Raw genomic sequence first — 17,082 nt, 5'->3', positions numbered from 1 at the left:
GAAACTTTATTTATCACCGACAAAGTCCCAAACATTTTCTTTGAAATACTTTTGTGACAACTTTTCCAACGTACCGTTCTTCTGTAGCTTCTTGATAGCTTGGTCATATTCTTTTGAGAAATTAGAGTTGTCTTTATTGGCACGACTGATAATTGGATAAGTCTTAATGCCCTTATAGGGTATGTAGGCCAATTTGTCAGCTGAACTATGGTAAGCGCCACTGCTCTTAACAACTGAATTTTGGTAATTTACCTTCACATCAAAGTAAGCATCATATCGGCCTTCCAACACCCAGTTATACGCATCACCAACAGTAAATTGATCAGCTGATTTTAATGTGATTTTTTCATTGGGGTGTTTTTTGTTCCACTCCTGTACTACTGCGTATTGACCATTCTGTGGTGAAATCGGCACTAACTTACCTGACTTCTTAGCAAACTCGGCAAATGACTTATAGTTATCATCCTTTCGATAAGTGATTCCTATGATAGATGCACCAACCGCTTGCTTGGGTAAGATGTACTTTTTGGCACGTTCTTTTGTCCACCAAGCACCCTTCACCCCAACATCATATTTCCCTGAGTCCAAGCCAACTAATAAATCTTCATCTGATGTTGGATGATACTTAAACTTATAATCGGGCAATAGCTTATCAACAGCTTTCAAAACATCAACTTCATATCCTTTTGATACACCGTTTTGCACATAATCATATGGCACATAGTTTTGTGTATGTGCCACATTAATTGTTCTTACTTTTTTGGTTGCTGCCTTGTTGCTGTCTGCATTAAAATGACGTATAGTCAAACCACCACCAATAACAACAATGACTACCGCAGCGGTAACAATCCCTTTTTTATTTACCATTCTCTCTTCTCCTCGTTACACAACGCTTTCATGTACGGCGGCAATCGCCCACCTCAAATGATCAACAGGAATATCGCGGGGAACAGTGCAATCCGCACCGATAATAACACGCTTTTTATCAACATTGGACAATAATCCTTGTACAGCCGCTTCTATTTCGTCTTTAGACCCGTTGTATAATACATCATCTGTTGTATTACCAAATCCGCCCAATACAACTTTGTCTTTAAATATTTGTTGCCCCTGTTGGAGTGACACACCTTCCACTGTCACTGCCCAATTGACAATTGGCAAATCATAGTCTGTAAACCACTCTAGATGGTTACTTGTACCGCTGAAACCACAGATATGAAGAATGCTAATATCACTAACAGACTTAATTGCATCTATAACACTTAAATCAACATTCTTTTGTATGCCATCAAACAATTCTTTAGTATATTTTGAACTCTGTAATTCTTGTGTACTGTAATAGACTCCGTCAGCACCACCGCCTACTACAACCGCCTTCACTTGCTTGATAATGCTCTTAGCTAGAACGTTTAGAACATGCTTAATTTTCTCTGGGTATTGAATAAACAATTCGGTTAAGCGTTCATCTCCCTTGGCAGGCAGCTCACTTTCTGCATCATAGAGCGCCCACTTTAAAATCGTAACCGGTGAAAAAATATTATAAAATCCTCTACGCTGACCAATAACTTTTTTCTGCTCTTGCACTAATTTGACCTGTTCAGTAAGCCAAGGATCCTCATCTTGTATCTCTTGAATTTTATTTAAATCATCAATATTTTTAGGATCAGTGACATTGTCAAATGGAACATTAAAATAACCGTCACTCATTAACTTCACAAAATCTGGACGTAAGCCTTCAACATATTCCTTATGTCCTTGAATATTAATCGTAGCAATTGTTGGATTCTCTAGTGCATCGACAGTTTCATCATCAGCGAAATGGCGCCAAAAACTAACCGGTATTTTTTCTGTTGCATCTAATAATACATTTTGTTGATTACTCATAACTTTTCAAACCTTCACTTTCTTTTTGAACTGCTTCTATCGCCCACTGTAAATGTTGAAGATCAATATCCCGGGGAACCGTACAATTAGCACCAATAATTAAATTCTCGGCTCCCGCTTCCTGAACTAAATGTTTAGCAAATTGTTGTATTTCAGACTGTGTTCCTCGATACAAAACATCTTTCGCAGTGTTACCAAACCCACCAAGAACAATTTTCCCTGGGAAAATCTCTTTGCCCTCATGTAAAGATATATCTTCCGTATCAACTGACCAATTAACAATTGATGCCGGATAATCTTCAAACCATGAGATTTCATTTCTGGCGCCGCCATTACCACAAATATGTAAGATATTTGTATCTGACAATTGATTTGCTGCCTTTAGAACTTGTTTATCAGTCGCAGCGACAAATTCAGCAAAATCCGCATGTCCTAGCCGGGTATCCTGAATAACTTGCGTACTATAATAGATGCCATCGGCGCCAGCATTGACTGCAGCCTTAACCTGCTTGATTACATCTAGTGTAATCACCTCTAATGCCTGACGAACATTTTCGCTATTTGTCAAAATAATATCAGCAAGCTTTTCATCGGCTTTACTTTTATCGTAGTGCCCATCTGGATTCCTAACTAATGCCCATTTAAGTAACGTCGTTGGTGAAAAAACATTATAAAATGAAGCTCGTTCACCGATAACCTGCTTTTGCCGTCTAACTAAATCTGCTGTTTTTATTAACCATGGATGATTATTCGCTATTGGTGATAAATTAGCGTAAACTACACTTTTATCATCAGCATCTTGGTAATTAAATTCGTAATGAAACAGGCCGTCACTCATTAATTTCACAAAATCCGGTGAGGTTGTCTCAACCAACTTCTTAGTACCTAAAATATTACCTTCAATAATCTCAGGATTTTTAAAGGCATCTAAATCAACACCGGATGCTGCTGAGAAATGATACCAAAAGCTTACTGGAATATGATTAAATCTCTTACTGAAGTTGTCTTGATTTTCCTTAGCCATGTGCTCTCCTTGTTTATTGCCATAAAAAATTAACAATAACAATCACATTCGGCTTTGTACCATACCTAGCCCTTTTAATTTAACTAATATGTTTTTAGTCACTAACGCATTCATATTAATTATCTCCTTTATTTCATACAATAAAAAAACCGCAACTTTGAAGTCATCAAAGTTGCGGGACGAAGTTATCGCGTTACCACCCGTTTTCTGCATATTATTACTAATACACACTTACCAAGTACGGAAAAATCTTTTCGATACTGTGACACTGTAACGGGTGTACCCGAATGGCATTTACAATTACGTATGCTCACACCATTATTAAACTCCAAGACCATTTTCCTAATCATTCTGATACTAATTTTCACCACACATTAGCTCTCTATCCAATCAGTCCGACAAGTACTTATCTTTTCAACGTTATATGTTGAAATAATTATATACTAATCATTTTTTAATGTCAATCACTTTTTTCTAATTATATATTCAATGTTTGTGGTAAATAAAAAACGCACAAAGTTAATTTGTACGTTTTTGGGAAAATGCTTATTTTACGATGCCTACAAGACCTAGAATCAAGAAGATAGCACCTACAATGATTCTATAGTAACCAAATGCCTTGAAATCATTATTCTTGATATAATCCATCATAAATTTAATTGCAAACCAAGCAACAATCCATGAAACAATGAAACCAATTAGCATTACCAAACTTTGCATGCCTGTAAATGAACCACCCTTGAGGAAGAATGAACCCATTTTAAGAAATGTAACGCCAAACATAACCGGTATTGAAAGGAAGAAAGAAAACTCAGCAGCCACAAAACGTGAAGCGCCCAAGATAATTGCTCCTAAAATAGTTGCTCCAGAACGTGATGTACCAGGAACTATTGATAAAACTTGGAACAAACCAATGTATAATGCCAACTTAAATGTGATTTGGTTTACATTAGTGATAACTGGCACAATACTTTTTTGACGATTTTCAATTACGATAAACGCAATACCATAGATAATCAGCGTTGCTGACACTACCCAAAAGTTCATTAGATGTGCATCCATAAAATCATTTAATGCAAATCCAAAAATCATGGCTGGTATTACACCAACGATAACGCGAATCCACAAGCGCCAAGTTTGGAACTTTTCGTGATCTGTTTTTTTAGATGAAAACGGATTTAACTTGTTAAAATACAATTGAATAACAGCAAAAATAGCGCCCAATTGAATTGAGTAATCAAATACCGAACTGAAAGCTTTGGTCCAAACAGTGCCCCCTGGGATTCTCATTAGGGATTCTGCTAGAATGATATGTCCCGTTGAAGAAACTGGTAGAAATTCTGTCAGTCCTTCAATGATACCAATAATTATTGCTTTGATAAGATCAAACATGATAATAGAGCGTGAACGATTGATTCATATTTCACGCATCTCCTTCCAATATAGAATATATTCATTTTATCATACTTAGCTATTGCATTTTGTATTTTCACATGGTATTATATTTGATGTTGTGAAACACGACATTTTGGTCAGCTAGCTCAGTTGGTAGAGCAACGGACTCTTAATCCGTGGGTCCAGGGTTCGAGCCCCTGGCTGACCACTAAAAAACCACTAAACAATCGTTTAGTGGTTTTTTGATTTGATAATTACGACCTGAGAAAACATAGTATATTTTCAACCTAAAAGTTCCTATGATAAATACACCTCTGTCCATGTATCTAAAATAAGAACTTTATATACTTCTTTTTCAATTAAGAACTGATTTTACGCTGATACGCAACCAACTTGTGTGATACTTCTGCAGTTGAATGATATGCCATTTGATAAATGCTGTACATTTGCTGATACTTCAAAACATTTTCTGCCTTCGGTTCGTAAACCGTTCCAAATGATAGAAAGGATTGTGCAGCTTCTTGCACACTGTCAAACCATCCCAATCCTGTAGCTGCAATTATCGCGGCGCCTAATCCCGGTCCCTGCTCATTTTCTAACGTTGTAACCCGCTTTCCAAATATGTCAGCTTGTATTTGTAACCATAGTGGGGACTTTGCACCGCCACCAATGGCAATAATCGTATCAAAACCGACCCCTTGCTGATCATAAATTGTCATAATATCCTTGAAACTAAAGATTATGCCTTCCAAAACCGCACGGATAAAGTCGCCTCGTTGATGTTTACGATCAAGTCCTAAGAAGCTCCCACGGATATCTGCATCAGGATATGGCGTTCGCTCCCCTGATATATAAGGTGTAAACAATAAGCCATTGGCACCTACACTTGATTGTTCAGCTTCACGTAACCATGCTGAAAAGCTTTGTGTTTCACCAAAAACACGCTTAAACCAAGAATTGGCGTCACCAGCTGCTAACGTCACGCCCATGGAATAATACTTGTTAGGGATAGCATGATTGAAGAAATGAATTTGCCCATGATAGTCTATATCAGCATTATTTTCAAACTTTGCAACCACACCTGAAGTTCCAATGGAAGACATGACCATGTTTGATTTGAGCAAACCTGCCCCAATTGCCCCAGCGGCATTATCAGCTGCCCCACCATATACTTTAGTTTGTGTTGTCAATCCAGAAAATGTCGCGTAAGACTCTGAAATATAACCAGCAAAATCAGTTGACGTAATGAGTTCAGGGAAAAAAGATGATGGTAAGTCAAACGCTTCTGCAATGTCTGTTGACCAGCATTTTTTAGTAACATTTAAGACAACCGTTCCAGCTGCATCAGAGTAATCCATGGCTAATTTACCAGTCATACGATATCGTAAATAATCCTTAGGTAGTAGGAAAAGATCTGCTTGCTTAAAAATCTCCGGCTCCTTCTCCTTAACCCATAAAATTTTCGGTAAAGTAAAACCTTCTAGAGGATAATTTCTGGTAATATCAAGAAACTTTTTACCTAGTTTATTCTTAATTTCCTCTACTAGTGCGCTGGTACGTGTATCATTCCATAAAATTGCTGGTCGCAGAACCTGATGATTTTCATCTAGCAAAACAAGCCCATGCATTTGCCCAGAATAAGAAATCCCTTCAATATCTGTTGGCGCAATATGATCTTTTAAAATCAGATTAACAATTGCAACTGTTGTTCCATTAACCCAATCTTCAGGATTTTGTTCTGACCAACCAACTTGTGGTTGTGTAACAGGATAATCAAAGCTTTGTTGTGCAACAATGTTTCCTCGACGATCAACCGCTGATACTTTTACTGCTGAGGTACCAAGATCAATACCAAGCACTACCTTTGTCATGTCTAACCTCCACTCTCTGTTCATCTTTACTAAGATAACTCAACACAGTCACCTGTGTTATGTACAAGACCAGTTTAAACTAGTCTTTTTTGAAAATATTTATAATTCTGTACCGCTTTGATGCCTTAAGACACATTCAATCTTAAGATCCAAGTACAGAAAAGATGTAATTATTCAATGTTTGTTTGATACGTTCTTGGCGACCAGACTTGAGAGTTGCGTTGATTTCTTCATCTGTCTTATTTTCAATATAGGTGGCCAATTCTTTTAAGCTAACTTTCCCAGCTTCAAAATCAGCGCCAATACCCGAATCAAATGAAGCATACCGCTCTTTCAGAACATTTTCAATCACTTGATCATCAATTAACTTAGCAGCAACCTTCAAGCCAGCGGCGTAAGTATCCATACCGGCAATATGCGCGTAGAATAAATCGTCAGCTTGGAAACTTTGACGGCGTGCTTTCGAATCAAAATTCAAACCACCAGTTGGTAGACCCCCGTTTTTCAAGAATTCATACATTACTAAGGTCGCCTCATAAACATCATTTGGAAATTCATCAATGTCCCACCCAGTGAGCTTATCACCCATGTTGGCATCTAATGATCCTAACAAACCAGCCTCTCGCGCAAATCTTACTTCATGCTCATACGTGTGACCAGCTAAGTACGCGTGATTGCCTTCCAAGTTCAACTTGAATGTTTCTTCTAATCCATAAGTTTTCAAGAAAGCAATTGTTGTTTGCACATCAAAATCATATTGATGCTGTGTTGGTTCTTTGGGCTTAGGTTCAATCAAGAACTGCCCCTGATAACCAATTTCATTTGCATAATCCTTAGCTAGCTTAAAGAATGCTGCAATATGGTCTAATTCACGTTTGGTGTCAGTGTTCAATAGAAAGTCGTAGCCTTCTCGTCCGCCCCAGAAAACATATGATTCTGATCCTAAGCGCTTGGCAATATCTAATGAATGCTTAATTTGTCCAGCTGCATAAGCAAATACCTCAGCAAATGGTGTAGTTGCGCCACCAGCCAAAAAACGTTTATTCGTAAATAGTGATGAAGTATTCCATAAAAGTTTTTTACCTGTTTCATGCATTTTTTGTTCAATTTTGTCAATAACTTGATCTAAATTTTTATTTGTTTCGGCAAGTGTATTCCCTTCAGGTGCAAGATCACGATCATGGAAGGCAAAGTAGTTCACGTCAGTTTTTTCCAAAAACTCAAACAAATAATCAACCTTCGCTAATGCTTGCTCCATTGAATCTGGTTTACCTTGATTGTCCCACGGCCGGACAGCTGTTCCTTCACCAAATGGGTCTACTAAGCGTTGGTCCATTGTATGCCAATAAGTCACTGAAAACTTTAGCCAGTCACTCATTTTCTTACCTTTAACTATTTCATCTGGATTATAATAATGAAATCCATCACCCGCTTGTAATGATTGTGTTCCTACAAATGTTACTTGGGGAAAATCAAAAAGTTCTGCCATTGTATTTATCCTCCTGTATTAATTTAATACAATTATCATAGTTGGTTACACCAACCAACTATGATAATTGTATACGCTTTCATTGATTTATGCAAGTTTATTAACTAGGTCCATTAACGCAACAAATATAAAAAAGCAGGACAGCGTATTTACTGTCCTGCTTCACAAAAAAATTATAGTCTAAAACTAAGCGACAAACCGTCTAAATCTAATACTTCTCTGGCAATGCTTGATGCTCCACCTAATAATGTTGCATCGTATACTGAGTGATTTGCAAATAATATTTCGGATTGATTGATTGGATTTAACATTTGATAAGCCACAATCACGCGCTCTAATAAATCAGGCATTTCAGCAATAAAACGTGAATGAATGAATAAAGCTTCCGGCGCCAGTGTTTGCACTAAATTAAATGCCACCCGTGAAATACCATGAACCCACTCATCAAGCAACAAACTAACCGTCTCTGGTTGTTCTTTCCTCAGTTGAATGAATCGATCCCTATCTTGAACGATCAAACCAGTTCGTTCAGCAGTTCTTCGTAACATAGCATCTTCGGAATATAAATCTTCAATTCTAACTGTCTCACCTGTAGTTGTTTCAATCACACTGCGGCCTATCTCACCGGTTCGCCCTTGTATTCCCCGATACAACTCACCATTAATTATAATTCCAGCGCCAATCCCATAGTGAATGTTTAAAACAACCATATTATTGTAATGATCAGACTTGCGATAATCATGATAATCACGTATATAAGTGGCCGCAAAATTGGCTTCGTTTTCCAAAACCACACGTACGCCACTGGCGTTTTCAAGTTCTACTGCCATGTCTAGTTGTGAGTAATCGAAAAAAGGGGAATATTGTACCTTGTTATTTTCAACGACACCATGGATACCAACCGATATTCCCATCAGCCCGTTCAAGGTGCCATTTTTTTTATTCTTATACTTTTTAATCTGAGATATCATTAGCTCAGTTACTTGTAATACGCTCATGCCGTCCACGGCAGTATTTTGTTTCATAATCACTGCTCCACCAACCTGAACCAGTGCTGTTCGTAAATGATGTCTCCCCATATCAAAAGAAATGACGTACCCATAACGTCGATTAAACCGAATCAGCTTTGCTTTACGGCCTCCCGTCTCGGAAGTTTCACCATCACCAAGGCTTTCAATAAAGCCTTTCTCATCCAAGTCGCGGTAAATAGAGCTGATTGTCGATTTATTTAAGTTTAAATCAATAGCTAATTGTGCCCGGGATGTTTCGTCGGCATTAAAAAGCGCTTGTAAAACTAAGCGCTGATTATGATCACGAATAGTTAGATGATCTGACTTTTTCATCTGAAATGCCCTCAAATAGTTTCTATTAGTTTTAACAGTACCTCCATTGTACGGTAACCGACACATGCTTTCAAGTTGGCGTACAAACACCGGAACATAGAGCAATAAATGTTGCAACTAAAAAATCTATGAGCATCAAGCAAGTATTTTGTGCTGATGCGCATAGATTTAATGAGTAAAAATTCAGAAGACATAGAGGTTCAGTTATTTATCCCAACATAGTCGCTCTCCAGATAGCCTTTTGCATGAGCTTTTGATCTCAAGTCTGATTCGATAGATTCTAATGAACGATTACGAGTCTCAATCGTAAATTTAGCAATAAACCAAATAGCAACAAAGCACAAAACACCATAAATGAGAAAGAGCTTAGCAATTCCTTGCCCCTCCGCATTAACAGCATGATCTGGCGTAAAAGCGATTAAAAGCATAGGAAATGACTGTGCCACAGAAAAATTAGCTGTCCAGTTTATAACGGCACCAAATGAGTTACCAAGTCCACGTATATTAAGTGGAAATGCCTCTCCTATCATAACCCACATAACTGGTCCCCAAGTAGATGAAAAGAAAGCAATATAGAGCGTCAAAGCAATGACACATATCCATGAACCAACATTACCATTTCCCGCTCGAAGAACAAGCATCGCTGTTGACATCGTTAACAGCGATGCACCCATACCAACAGCACCATAGGTTAGCATTTTCTTTCGATCTATTTTATCCATTATTTTAACCGCAATGGCGGTAACAATCACGTTAAATAATCCGATAACAATATGTGATTGAAGTGCGAAATGTTCACTAAATCCTGCCGAAATGAATATTTTTGGTGCATAATATAATACCGTGTTACATCCCATAACCTGTTGAAAAATGGCTAGTCCTAAAGCCATTATTAACACTGGCCGCGCCATGGGACCAAATAGTTCCTTGAAACCACCGGAAGGTGTATTCACTTGTAATTTAATATCATATAACTCTTCTTCTACAAGTTTTGCGTTTGGATTCATGGTTGATAAGACCTTTTGGGCTTCACTCATTTTTCCTTGTTTGACTAGAAAACGTGGCGACTCTGGAAGCGAAAGACAATGTCTGAATTTCCAATTCTTTCCTGATGAACAACATAGCACCAGATATTACACCCGTATCATACCCAAACAGGAGGCCGCCAAGGGCACCAAAAAATAAATAAAATTGTTTGAGATAGATTTACGTTTCAACATGATTTCTCCTTACTTTTATTTTTACATTGGAATCGTTTACAACAAACACATTATACATCCGTTAGTTTATTTACACAACCAACTAATTTTAATAAAGCAATCATTATTTTGAAAATAGTCATAAAAAAAAGCCTACCGGCTTTTACAAAGAAATGTAGATACTAGCAAACATTAATCCAGCGCCACCTAAGACGAAGAGATGCCAATAAACATGACCCATTGGAATTTTAGGAATAAGATAAAAAATAGTTCCCGCCGAATAGGTCAAGCCTCCAGCAACAAGTAACCAGAAGGCGGTATGTGACAAAACGCCCCAGAGAATAGGCATTGCTAGAATAATCAACCAACCCATGACCAGATAAATCGTCACCGATACCCAAGGCCATCGTCCAACAAAAAATAAATCATAAACAAATCCGGCAATCGTCATTGCTAAAATAGCACCCCAAATAGTCCAACCAACCCAGCCCTTGATCAATAACCATGTGTAAGGCGTGTAACTACCTAAGATGACGAGATATATACCTGCATGGTCAAAAAATTGAAAGATTTTTGCCGCCCGGGTAAACACGAGCGAATGAAATAGCGTTGAGGCAAGTAGAAAAAAACCAACCGTACTAATATAGATGATAACCGCAGTTAAGGTCAATGCGGTAACTGGTTTGCTCAACACATGAATCATCAACATTACACCGGCAATCACAGCTAAAATGAACCCAAATCCGTGCGTGACCGCGTTGAGCACTTCATAAACAATTTGAAAACGTCTTGATCGTTGCATTAGTACACCCCGTAAATTATTCTATTCTTCATTATACAATAAAACCAGCACCAATTTTGGTTGATACTGGTTTTCATTACTGATTAAATTAAATCTTCCCAATCACGTGCCCAGATTACACCCATAGCGCCATCGCCTGTATGTACGCCAATAAATGCACCAATCACACCACGTTCAAATTTAACGGTAGGATATTCAGACTGTAAATCTTTCAACCATTTATCGCCTAACTTCGTGTTATTACCATCAATTACATAGGCCCGAACAGGATAATCAGCTTCAGCTAATGACTGACGTAATGGTTCTTTTATTTCTTTTAAAGCCCCACTCATCTTGCGCGCCTTGCCAACGGCCCCGATTTTTCCTTCGTCTTGAACATCAATAGATAAAATTGGTTTGATATTCAACAAACCACCAATTAAAGCTTGGCCACGTGATAAGCGACCCGTGCGTTGTAAATGTGAAATATCATTTACAACGAAGCGAACATCAATGGTTGATCGTAGTTGTTCTAATGCTGTACTAATTTCATCAAGTGAACGGTTTTTCTCCGCCATGGCAGCTGCTAATATAGCTTGCACACCGGCACCCATTACTGCTATTTTTGAATCCCACGCGCGAACTTCATCCATACCGTCATATGATTGCGCAATTGCATTAGCTGTTTGATAGGTGCCTGAAATACCAGACGAAAGCGTAATCAAAATAGCCTGATTGTAACCAGAAGCCTTAGCTAAATTCAATGCCTCTTCCCAATCGCCAGGAGCCGGTTGAGAAGTGGAAGCCAATTGCTTTTTTTCTTGCATCATTTTAACAAGCTCACCCAAACTATGAATATCCACAGTTTCCTTGTAGACTTCATCCCCAAAAATAATGGGGTCATTCACTTGAAAAATATGATATCGGTTGCGAATAGCTACTGGCATTGCCGAAGATGAATCAATAATAACTGCTATTTTACTCATTATTTTGTCCTCATTAATATGTTCAACTTAACTTGGTGTTCTTTCATAATATCGTGATTAGCGCAGTTCCTGCACTAAAGAAAATCATACCAAAAATAATTTGCAAAGCTAAGTACCAAGCTTGCTGTCCGCGAGTGTATTGACCGCTTTGCGTCATCATCGTACTAAAAGTCGTTAGCCCCGCAATTACACCAGTAGTCCAAAAGCTATACATCGCGTAGGTTGCGCCTGTAGCCATAAGATAACCTAGCGCGAAACTGCCAACCATATTAACAATGAATACGGCAGTAAAGTATTTCGACTTAGCTGGCCACGTATTCAAAACAATATACCGCAGCATTGTACCTAATGCCGAACCAATGGCTACTCCTAGTATTGTCATACATGTGCCTCACCAATCTTGTTGCCAAAGTAGTTGCCCAATTTTAACATTATAAGGCTACCACCAAGAGTTAATATCATATAAACTAAAGCATTAGCTACACTAATGAATAACTGTTGATGTATTTGCCAAATCATGGTGCTAAATGTCGTGAACCCACCTAAAACACCAGTACCAAGGAAGGACTGCCACCGCTCTAATCGACTGCGATGACTCGCTAGATAGGCGCCCAACATTGCTAATAGCAAAGTACCTAGCCAATTAATCATCATTGTCATTACCGGCATTGGTCCAATTATTGGAACTAATCCCAAAAGATACCGCGTAGTTCCACCAATGGCACCACCAAGTCCGGTAACTAATAGTTCAGTTAAAAAATTCTTCTGATTTTGCATACCCTCTATTTTAGCAATTTTATGCTTATTCAGCAAAATTTTTAACTATCATATATTATATTTATCATGTACATTGAAAAAGCAACTACTAATTAAGTAGTTGCTTTTTCTCGCGCCAACATTTAATTTTACTAAAGCATTTCAATATTTTCTTATGAATTAAACCGTGATAACAAAAATGGTGAAAGGTCAAAATCCAATGTTTCATTTAACGCTTTGGCAACCAATATTTCGCCTAACACACTAGCAAATTTAAAACCATGGCCACTTAATCCTGAGACAAACTGAATGTTTTTCTTTCCTGGTAAATCGTCAATAATAAAATGCTCGTCCGGAGACAAATCATAGCTGCAGGCCACACCATGATCCAAGTTACCCACAGTTTTCAAGACACTGTTTAACAAAGATGATATTTCTGTTTTATCCTCTTTAAGTGCATTAAAATCAAGTCGTTCTTCTCGCTTCGTGATATATTGCCCTCCCTGGTGTCGACCTATTTTAATGAGCCCTTTATTGGCTGGAAAACCGTAATATTGTGTACCGTCACCGAGCTGAATCGTAAATGCTGGAAACCCCGTCTCTTCTGCCAGTTGTTTTGGTGCTTCAAACCAAGAAACAACTTTTCTAACTGGTTGGATGGGCAGGTTGGGTATCAGATCTTTCACCCAAGTACCAACAGTTATAACAGCAGATTTCCCTATAAATATGCCTTCATTTGTAGTCACATGAACAGATCCATTCTCATCATTATCAACCGAAATGACCTGCGTGTTAAATTGTTCATGAGCGCCCAACCGTTTAGCTTCTTTAACATACGTATCAATAGCTAGTTCTGATTTCAAATAACCAGAGTTTTTTTCTAAAACCGCCTTGAATTGATCAGGTATTGTAAATTGTGGCCACTTTTTTCTGGCTTGAAAAGCATCATAGACTTCGATCGGTAACTCATATTTTTCAGCAGAAGTTATGATATTATTTAAAAAACTCGATTGCTTAGGTGCTATATTCAGCACCCCTGTTTGATGAAATATATCAACTTGTGTGTCTTTTTTTAATTCGTTCCATAGTTCTTGCGCACGCAATACAAGAGGTACGTAAGATGAACCTTCACCATAAGCATGACGAATCATCCTAGTTTCGCCATGATGTGATCCATTAGTATGTGGCGGTGTGGCGGAATCAATTTCCAAAACACGTAACCCTCTCTTAGCGGCATAATAGCCAGTGCTAGAGCCAACAGAACCAGTTCCTATAACAATTAAATCATAAATTTCAGCCATGTTGACTCCTTACTTTTGAATATTCTAATGATAAACTAGTCAGCTAAATAAGAGACAGACTTTTGAACTTCGATTTTAGTACCATCAAACTTTTTGTTAATATATTTTTGAGCTGCTTTACTATGATACAACTTAACTAACTTTTTAAATTTAGCATTATTCTTATTCTTTTCTGCTGTGGCTAGAATATTAATATTGTCCTTTGTTGATTGGTTAATTTTTTCGTAGTAAAGTGAATCTTTCAAAACATTCAGTTTGCCTTCCAATGCGATTGTATTTCCAATAAGTGCAGCGGCAATTGAATTATCTTTAATCACTCGTGGCCCGGTTGTATCATCAATTTCTTTAAACTTGAAGTTGTGTGGGTTGCTTTTAATATCATTAACGCCAGAAAGACTATTAAAATTATCTTTTAATGTTATTAATCCAGCTTTTGCTAGTAATTTCAATCCACGTGCCGTATTAGCTGCATTGTTAGCAATAGCAATTGTTGACCCATCTGGAATATCGTCAATAGAATCATATTTTTCAGAGTAAATGCCCATAGGTTCTAGGTATGTTGTCCCTAAAACACTCAGCTTGTTCGAGCTATTACTCTTGTTATAAGCCACAAAATACGCGTATGATTGAAAGGCATTAACATCCACTTTTCCTTGTGCAGTCGCTGTATTTAGTGAAACCCCATCAGTAAAGTTCTTAACCTTGATAGTGATATTTTCTTTTTTGGTTTCTGGTAGTTTCGCAATATATTCCCAAATTTGGGCGTCTGATCCTATCGATCCGACAGTCACTTCCGTCTTATCGGTTGTTTGCGCCGTGTTTCTATGAATAATCACACCTGCTACAATAACAATTCCTGCCACAACAGCTGCTATGACTACCGTTTTCTTTTTTACCATCTCAAATTCTCTTTCTTGTATTTTTTATTAGAAATACTTACAAAACGTCAGTGAAATCTCATACCACCATCAATTAAAATCGATTGCCCAGTAATATACTTTGCCTGCTGTGAAACCAAAAATGATACAACATCGGCTACATCATCAGGCAAAGCCGCTCTTCCTAACGCAATTTCATTGACAACACTTTGCCTTTGAATCTCAGCTGTTGTGTCTTTAATTTGTGCTGTTCGCTGATCAATATAATCACGTAAAGGTGTAATAACTATACCTGGATCGTAAGCATTTACAGTGATATTATATTTTGCAAGTTCTTTTGCCGCAGATTGACCTAATCCTCTAATGGCAAATTTGGAAGCCGAATATGCGCCTTGTAGTGCAGATCCTTCCACTGCAGCCAGTGACGCAGCATTGATTATCCTTCCACCACTCCCTTGCTTTTTCAACTGTTTTGCAGCCGCCTGGATTCCCCAAAAGGTTCCCTTAAGATTAACATCAAACAACCGCTCAACTTTTTTCGGATCACTATCAATAATACTATCAATGTAGGCAACCCCTGCGTTATTAACAAACACATCTAGACGACCAAAATCAGCTACTACTTTGTCGACCAAATCAAAAACTGATTTTCGATCAGCAACATCTAAAACATAATATTTGGCTTGCTTTTCCTTCATAGCGTTGATACTATCACTCACATATTTAGCACTAGATTCATCAATATCGACTACTGCAACGTAATAATTTTCTGTCGCGAGTCTCTCAGCAATTGCTTTTCCTATTCCTCTACCACTGCCTGTAATAATTGCTACTTTCTTTGACATTTATTACTCCTGTCTCTTTACATAAAGTTGTATTACTAGCATTGAAAATTTATTCTGAAAAATCAAACTGAGGTACAGGTTTTTAAAAAATACTCGTTTTATATACTAAAATAACGAGCCCAATGATTAACCAAAATAACCCAGTTAATTTTGCTTCCAGCGCTAAACTCAAACATATCCACAAATTCACTGGAAATCTTTCAACTCTGATAAGATGTTATTTACTTTGTTTGTCATAGACCGTTCTCCATTATTTTTTCTACATACGACAATAAAAAAGTCCCATAATCTTTGCATTATCCACAAAGATTATGGGACGAAAAACTCGTGTTACCACCCAAATTCTATAAAGTATCACTACTTTATACTTGACAGGTACATCAAAAGAAAGATACCTTAACGCGATAACGGGCGCACCCGAGCGATATTTACGAACATGCTCATACCACTAACGACTCCAAGACCATTTTCAATTCATTCGTAATACTAACTTTCACCAAATGTTAGCTCTCTTTGATTACCCCTAAAATTTACTTATCTTTTCTTTGTCTCATTTATTTGTAATAACCTTACAGTATTTATAATTATTTTGCAACCATTTATTTTTATTCTCATTGTTTTTTAATTGCATGTATTTTATTTCACAATTTGCGCAATATCCATAATTAATCGAACATATTCACGAAATCAAATGAATTGACAAACGATTCCAATGCCTGTATTATTAACAGTTGTTAAATGATTCACATAAGGGAGAAACACCATGTTTACACTAAATAAACCAGTTGCATCACTAAAGGAAATCATCGTTAAAAGTATTTTCTACGGATTTATTGCAGGAATGATTTCAGGAATGGTTAAAATCGGTTGGGAAAATATTTTGCCACCACGTACACTAGCTCGTAATGCCACTAATCCACCACAACATATGGCTGAACAACTTGGCATTCCATCTAAACTAGTTCATTCATTCTTTTACTACTCTCAAGATCAAAAAGTATTTTGGTTCACATTGATTCTACACTTCTCATTTGCCATTGCATTTGCAATACTATATGTGTTTGTATCTCAATATTGGTCTAAAATAGCTTTGTGGCAAGGTGCTGCTTATGGTATATTCCTTTGGATTCTTTGGCATATTATTATCATGCCTGCATTTGGAACAATTCCTGCTGCATGGAATCAACCTTTAGATGAACATATTTCTGAGTTCTTTGGGCACATCGTTTGGGCGTGGTCGATCGCAGTAACGGTCTACTTCTTAATTGCTAAGGATAAGAATGGTCATTTAGAAAACATATAATTTTACTTATCAAATAAAGGAGACGCA

15 protein-coding genes, 1 tRNA gene, 1 pseudogene and 2 other annotated features are annotated in these 17,082 nt (G+C 37.5%); of the genes and pseudogenes, 2 read left to right on the top strand and 15 right to left on the bottom strand.

Annotation, left to right across the window (positions count from 1 at the left end):
• Positions 1-6 precede the first annotated feature (6 nt).
• The 4 genes from A6B45_RS00600 to A6B45_RS00585 all read right to left on the bottom strand — a co-directional run bounded on the left by A6B45_RS00600 (position 7) and on the right by A6B45_RS00585 (position 4,300).
• On the bottom strand, positions 7-867 hold the full coding sequence (locus tag A6B45_RS00600; RefSeq protein WP_072612910.1) for a transporter substrate-binding domain-containing protein: 861 nt from the start codon (positions 865-867) through the stop codon (positions 7-9).
• A 15-nt stretch (positions 868-882) separates the two neighbouring features.
• Positions 883-1,884 (bottom strand): uroporphyrinogen decarboxylase family protein, encoded by a 1,002-nt coding sequence (locus tag A6B45_RS00595; RefSeq protein WP_072612909.1) that lies wholly within the window; start codon positions 1,882-1,884, stop codon positions 883-885.
• Entirely contained in the window at positions 1,877-2,908 is a 1,032-nt protein-coding gene (locus tag A6B45_RS00590) for a uroporphyrinogen decarboxylase family protein (RefSeq protein WP_072612908.1), read from the bottom strand. The genes A6B45_RS00595 and A6B45_RS00590 overlap by 8 nt, the downstream gene beginning before the upstream one ends.
• Before the next feature lie 172 nt (positions 2,909-3,080).
• Positions 3,081-3,335, bottom strand: a binding site (T-box leader).
• 119 nt (positions 3,336-3,454) lie between these two features.
• Positions 3,455-4,300, bottom strand: coding sequence for an undecaprenyl-diphosphate phosphatase (locus tag A6B45_RS00585; protein ID WP_072612907.1), 846 nt, complete (start codon positions 4,298-4,300; stop codon positions 3,455-3,457).
• A 138-nt stretch (positions 4,301-4,438) separates the two neighbouring features.
• Between A6B45_RS00585 and A6B45_RS00580 the strand changes: the two genes are divergently transcribed.
• Positions 4,439-4,511, top strand: a tRNA-Lys gene (locus A6B45_RS00580).
• A gap of 151 nt (positions 4,512-4,662) precedes the next feature.
• On the opposite strand, the gene xylB is transcribed toward A6B45_RS00580, so the two are convergent.
• The 11 genes and pseudogenes from xylB to A6B45_RS00520 all read right to left on the bottom strand — a co-directional run bounded on the left by xylB (position 4,663) and on the right by A6B45_RS00520 (position 15,752).
• A complete protein-coding gene (gene xylB / locus A6B45_RS00575) occupies positions 4,663-6,174 on the bottom strand; it encodes a xylulokinase (RefSeq protein WP_072612906.1) in 1,512 nt (503 codons plus the stop codon).
• A gap of 142 nt (positions 6,175-6,316) precedes the next feature.
• Positions 6,317-7,663: a xylose isomerase gene (gene xylA / locus A6B45_RS00570; RefSeq protein WP_072612905.1), complete on the bottom strand. Its 1,347-nt coding sequence runs from the start codon at positions 7,661-7,663 to the stop codon at positions 6,317-6,319.
• 173 nt (positions 7,664-7,836) lie between these two features.
• Positions 7,837-9,006: an ROK family protein gene (locus tag A6B45_RS00565; RefSeq protein ID WP_072612904.1), complete on the bottom strand. Its 1,170-nt coding sequence runs from the start codon at positions 9,004-9,006 to the stop codon at positions 7,837-7,839.
• 200 nt (positions 9,007-9,206) lie between these two features.
• Positions 9,207-10,088, bottom strand: a pseudogene (locus A6B45_RS00560) (MFS transporter); the annotation flags it as partial.
• Positions 10,089-10,368: 280 nt separating this feature from the next.
• Entirely contained in the window at positions 10,369-11,007 is a 639-nt protein-coding gene (gene trhA, locus A6B45_RS00550) for a PAQR family membrane homeostasis protein TrhA (protein ID WP_002815718.1), read from the bottom strand.
• A gap of 83 nt (positions 11,008-11,090) precedes the next feature.
• The gene (locus A6B45_RS00545; protein ID WP_072612903.1) at positions 11,091-11,972 is read right to left on the bottom strand and encodes a DegV family protein; all 882 of its coding nucleotides are present in this window, start codon (positions 11,970-11,972) and stop codon (positions 11,091-11,093) included.
• Positions 11,973-12,015: 43 nt separating this feature from the next.
• Positions 12,016-12,354 (bottom strand): fluoride efflux transporter FluC, encoded by a 339-nt coding sequence (locus A6B45_RS00540; protein WP_072612902.1) that lies wholly within the window; start codon positions 12,352-12,354, stop codon positions 12,016-12,018.
• A complete protein-coding gene (locus tag A6B45_RS00535) occupies positions 12,351-12,749 on the bottom strand; it encodes a fluoride efflux transporter FluC (protein ID WP_072612901.1) in 399 nt (132 codons plus the stop codon). The genes A6B45_RS00540 and A6B45_RS00535 overlap by 4 nt, the downstream gene beginning before the upstream one ends.
• 152 nt (positions 12,750-12,901) lie before the next feature.
• Positions 12,902-14,029: an N-methyl-L-tryptophan oxidase gene (gene solA / locus A6B45_RS00530; RefSeq protein WP_072612900.1), complete on the bottom strand. Its 1,128-nt coding sequence runs from the start codon at positions 14,027-14,029 to the stop codon at positions 12,902-12,904.
• A gap of 35 nt (positions 14,030-14,064) precedes the next feature.
• Entirely contained in the window at positions 14,065-14,928 is an 864-nt protein-coding gene (locus tag A6B45_RS00525; RefSeq protein ID WP_072612899.1) for a MetQ/NlpA family ABC transporter substrate-binding protein, read from the bottom strand.
• A 47-nt stretch (positions 14,929-14,975) separates the two neighbouring features.
• On the bottom strand, positions 14,976-15,752 hold the full coding sequence (locus tag A6B45_RS00520; protein WP_072612898.1) for an acetoin reductase: 777 nt from the start codon (positions 15,750-15,752) through the stop codon (positions 14,976-14,978).
• 309 nt (positions 15,753-16,061) lie between these two features.
• Positions 16,062-16,307: a binding site (T-box leader), on the bottom strand.
• A 208-nt stretch (positions 16,308-16,515) separates the two neighbouring features.
• Here A6B45_RS00520 and A6B45_RS00515 point away from each other — a divergent pair.
• Entirely contained in the window at positions 16,516-17,055 is a 540-nt protein-coding gene (locus A6B45_RS00515) for a YagU family protein (protein ID WP_072612897.1), read from the top strand.
• Positions 17,056-17,082 lie beyond the last annotated feature (27 nt).

Source organism: Leuconostoc suionicum (assembly GCF_001891125.1).
Taxonomy (GTDB): Bacteria; Bacillota; Bacilli; order Lactobacillales; family Lactobacillaceae; genus Leuconostoc; species Leuconostoc suionicum.
The sequence above is the reverse complement of the archived record's forward strand: the minus strand, read 5'-3'. Positions and strand labels throughout refer to the sequence as shown.

Coding starts and splice junctions, on each gene's coding strand:
- A6B45_RS00600 (WP_072612910.1), bottom strand. CDS start 867: ATGGTAAATAAAAAAGGGATTGTTACCGCTGCGGTAGTCATTGTTGTT.
- A6B45_RS00595 (WP_072612909.1), bottom strand. CDS start 1,884: ATGAGTAATCAACAAAATGTATTATTAGATGCAACAGAAAAAATACCG.
- A6B45_RS00590 (WP_072612908.1), bottom strand. CDS start 2,908: ATGGCTAAGGAAAATCAAGACAACTTCAGTAAGAGATTTAATCATATT.
- A6B45_RS00585 (WP_072612907.1), bottom strand. CDS start 4,300: ATGTTTGATCTTATCAAAGCAATAATTATTGGTATCATTGAAGGACTG.
- xylB (WP_072612906.1), bottom strand. CDS start 6,174: ATGACAAAGGTAGTGCTTGGTATTGATCTTGGTACCTCAGCAGTAAAA.
- xylA (WP_072612905.1), bottom strand. CDS start 7,663: ATGGCAGAACTTTTTGATTTTCCCCAAGTAACATTTGTAGGAACACAA.
- A6B45_RS00565 (WP_072612904.1), bottom strand. CDS start 9,006: ATGAAAAAGTCAGATCATCTAACTATTCGTGATCATAATCAGCGCTTA.
- trhA (WP_002815718.1), bottom strand. CDS start 11,007: ATGCAACGATCAAGACGTTTTCAAATTGTTTATGAAGTGCTCAACGCG.
- A6B45_RS00545 (WP_072612903.1), bottom strand. CDS start 11,972: ATGAGTAAAATAGCAGTTATTATTGATTCATCTTCGGCAATGCCAGTA.
- A6B45_RS00540 (WP_072612902.1), bottom strand. CDS start 12,354: ATGACAATACTAGGAGTAGCCATTGGTTCGGCATTAGGTACAATGCTG.
- A6B45_RS00535 (WP_072612901.1), bottom strand. CDS start 12,749: ATGCAAAATCAGAAGAATTTTTTAACTGAACTATTAGTTACCGGACTT.
- solA (WP_072612900.1), bottom strand. CDS start 14,029: ATGGCTGAAATTTATGATTTAATTGTTATAGGAACTGGTTCTGTTGGC.
- A6B45_RS00525 (WP_072612899.1), bottom strand. CDS start 14,928: ATGGTAAAAAAGAAAACGGTAGTCATAGCAGCTGTTGTGGCAGGAATT.
- A6B45_RS00520 (WP_072612898.1), bottom strand. CDS start 15,752: ATGTCAAAGAAAGTAGCAATTATTACAGGCAGTGGTAGAGGAATAGGA.
- A6B45_RS00515 (WP_072612897.1), top strand. CDS start 16,516: ATGTTTACACTAAATAAACCAGTTGCATCACTAAAGGAAATCATCGTT.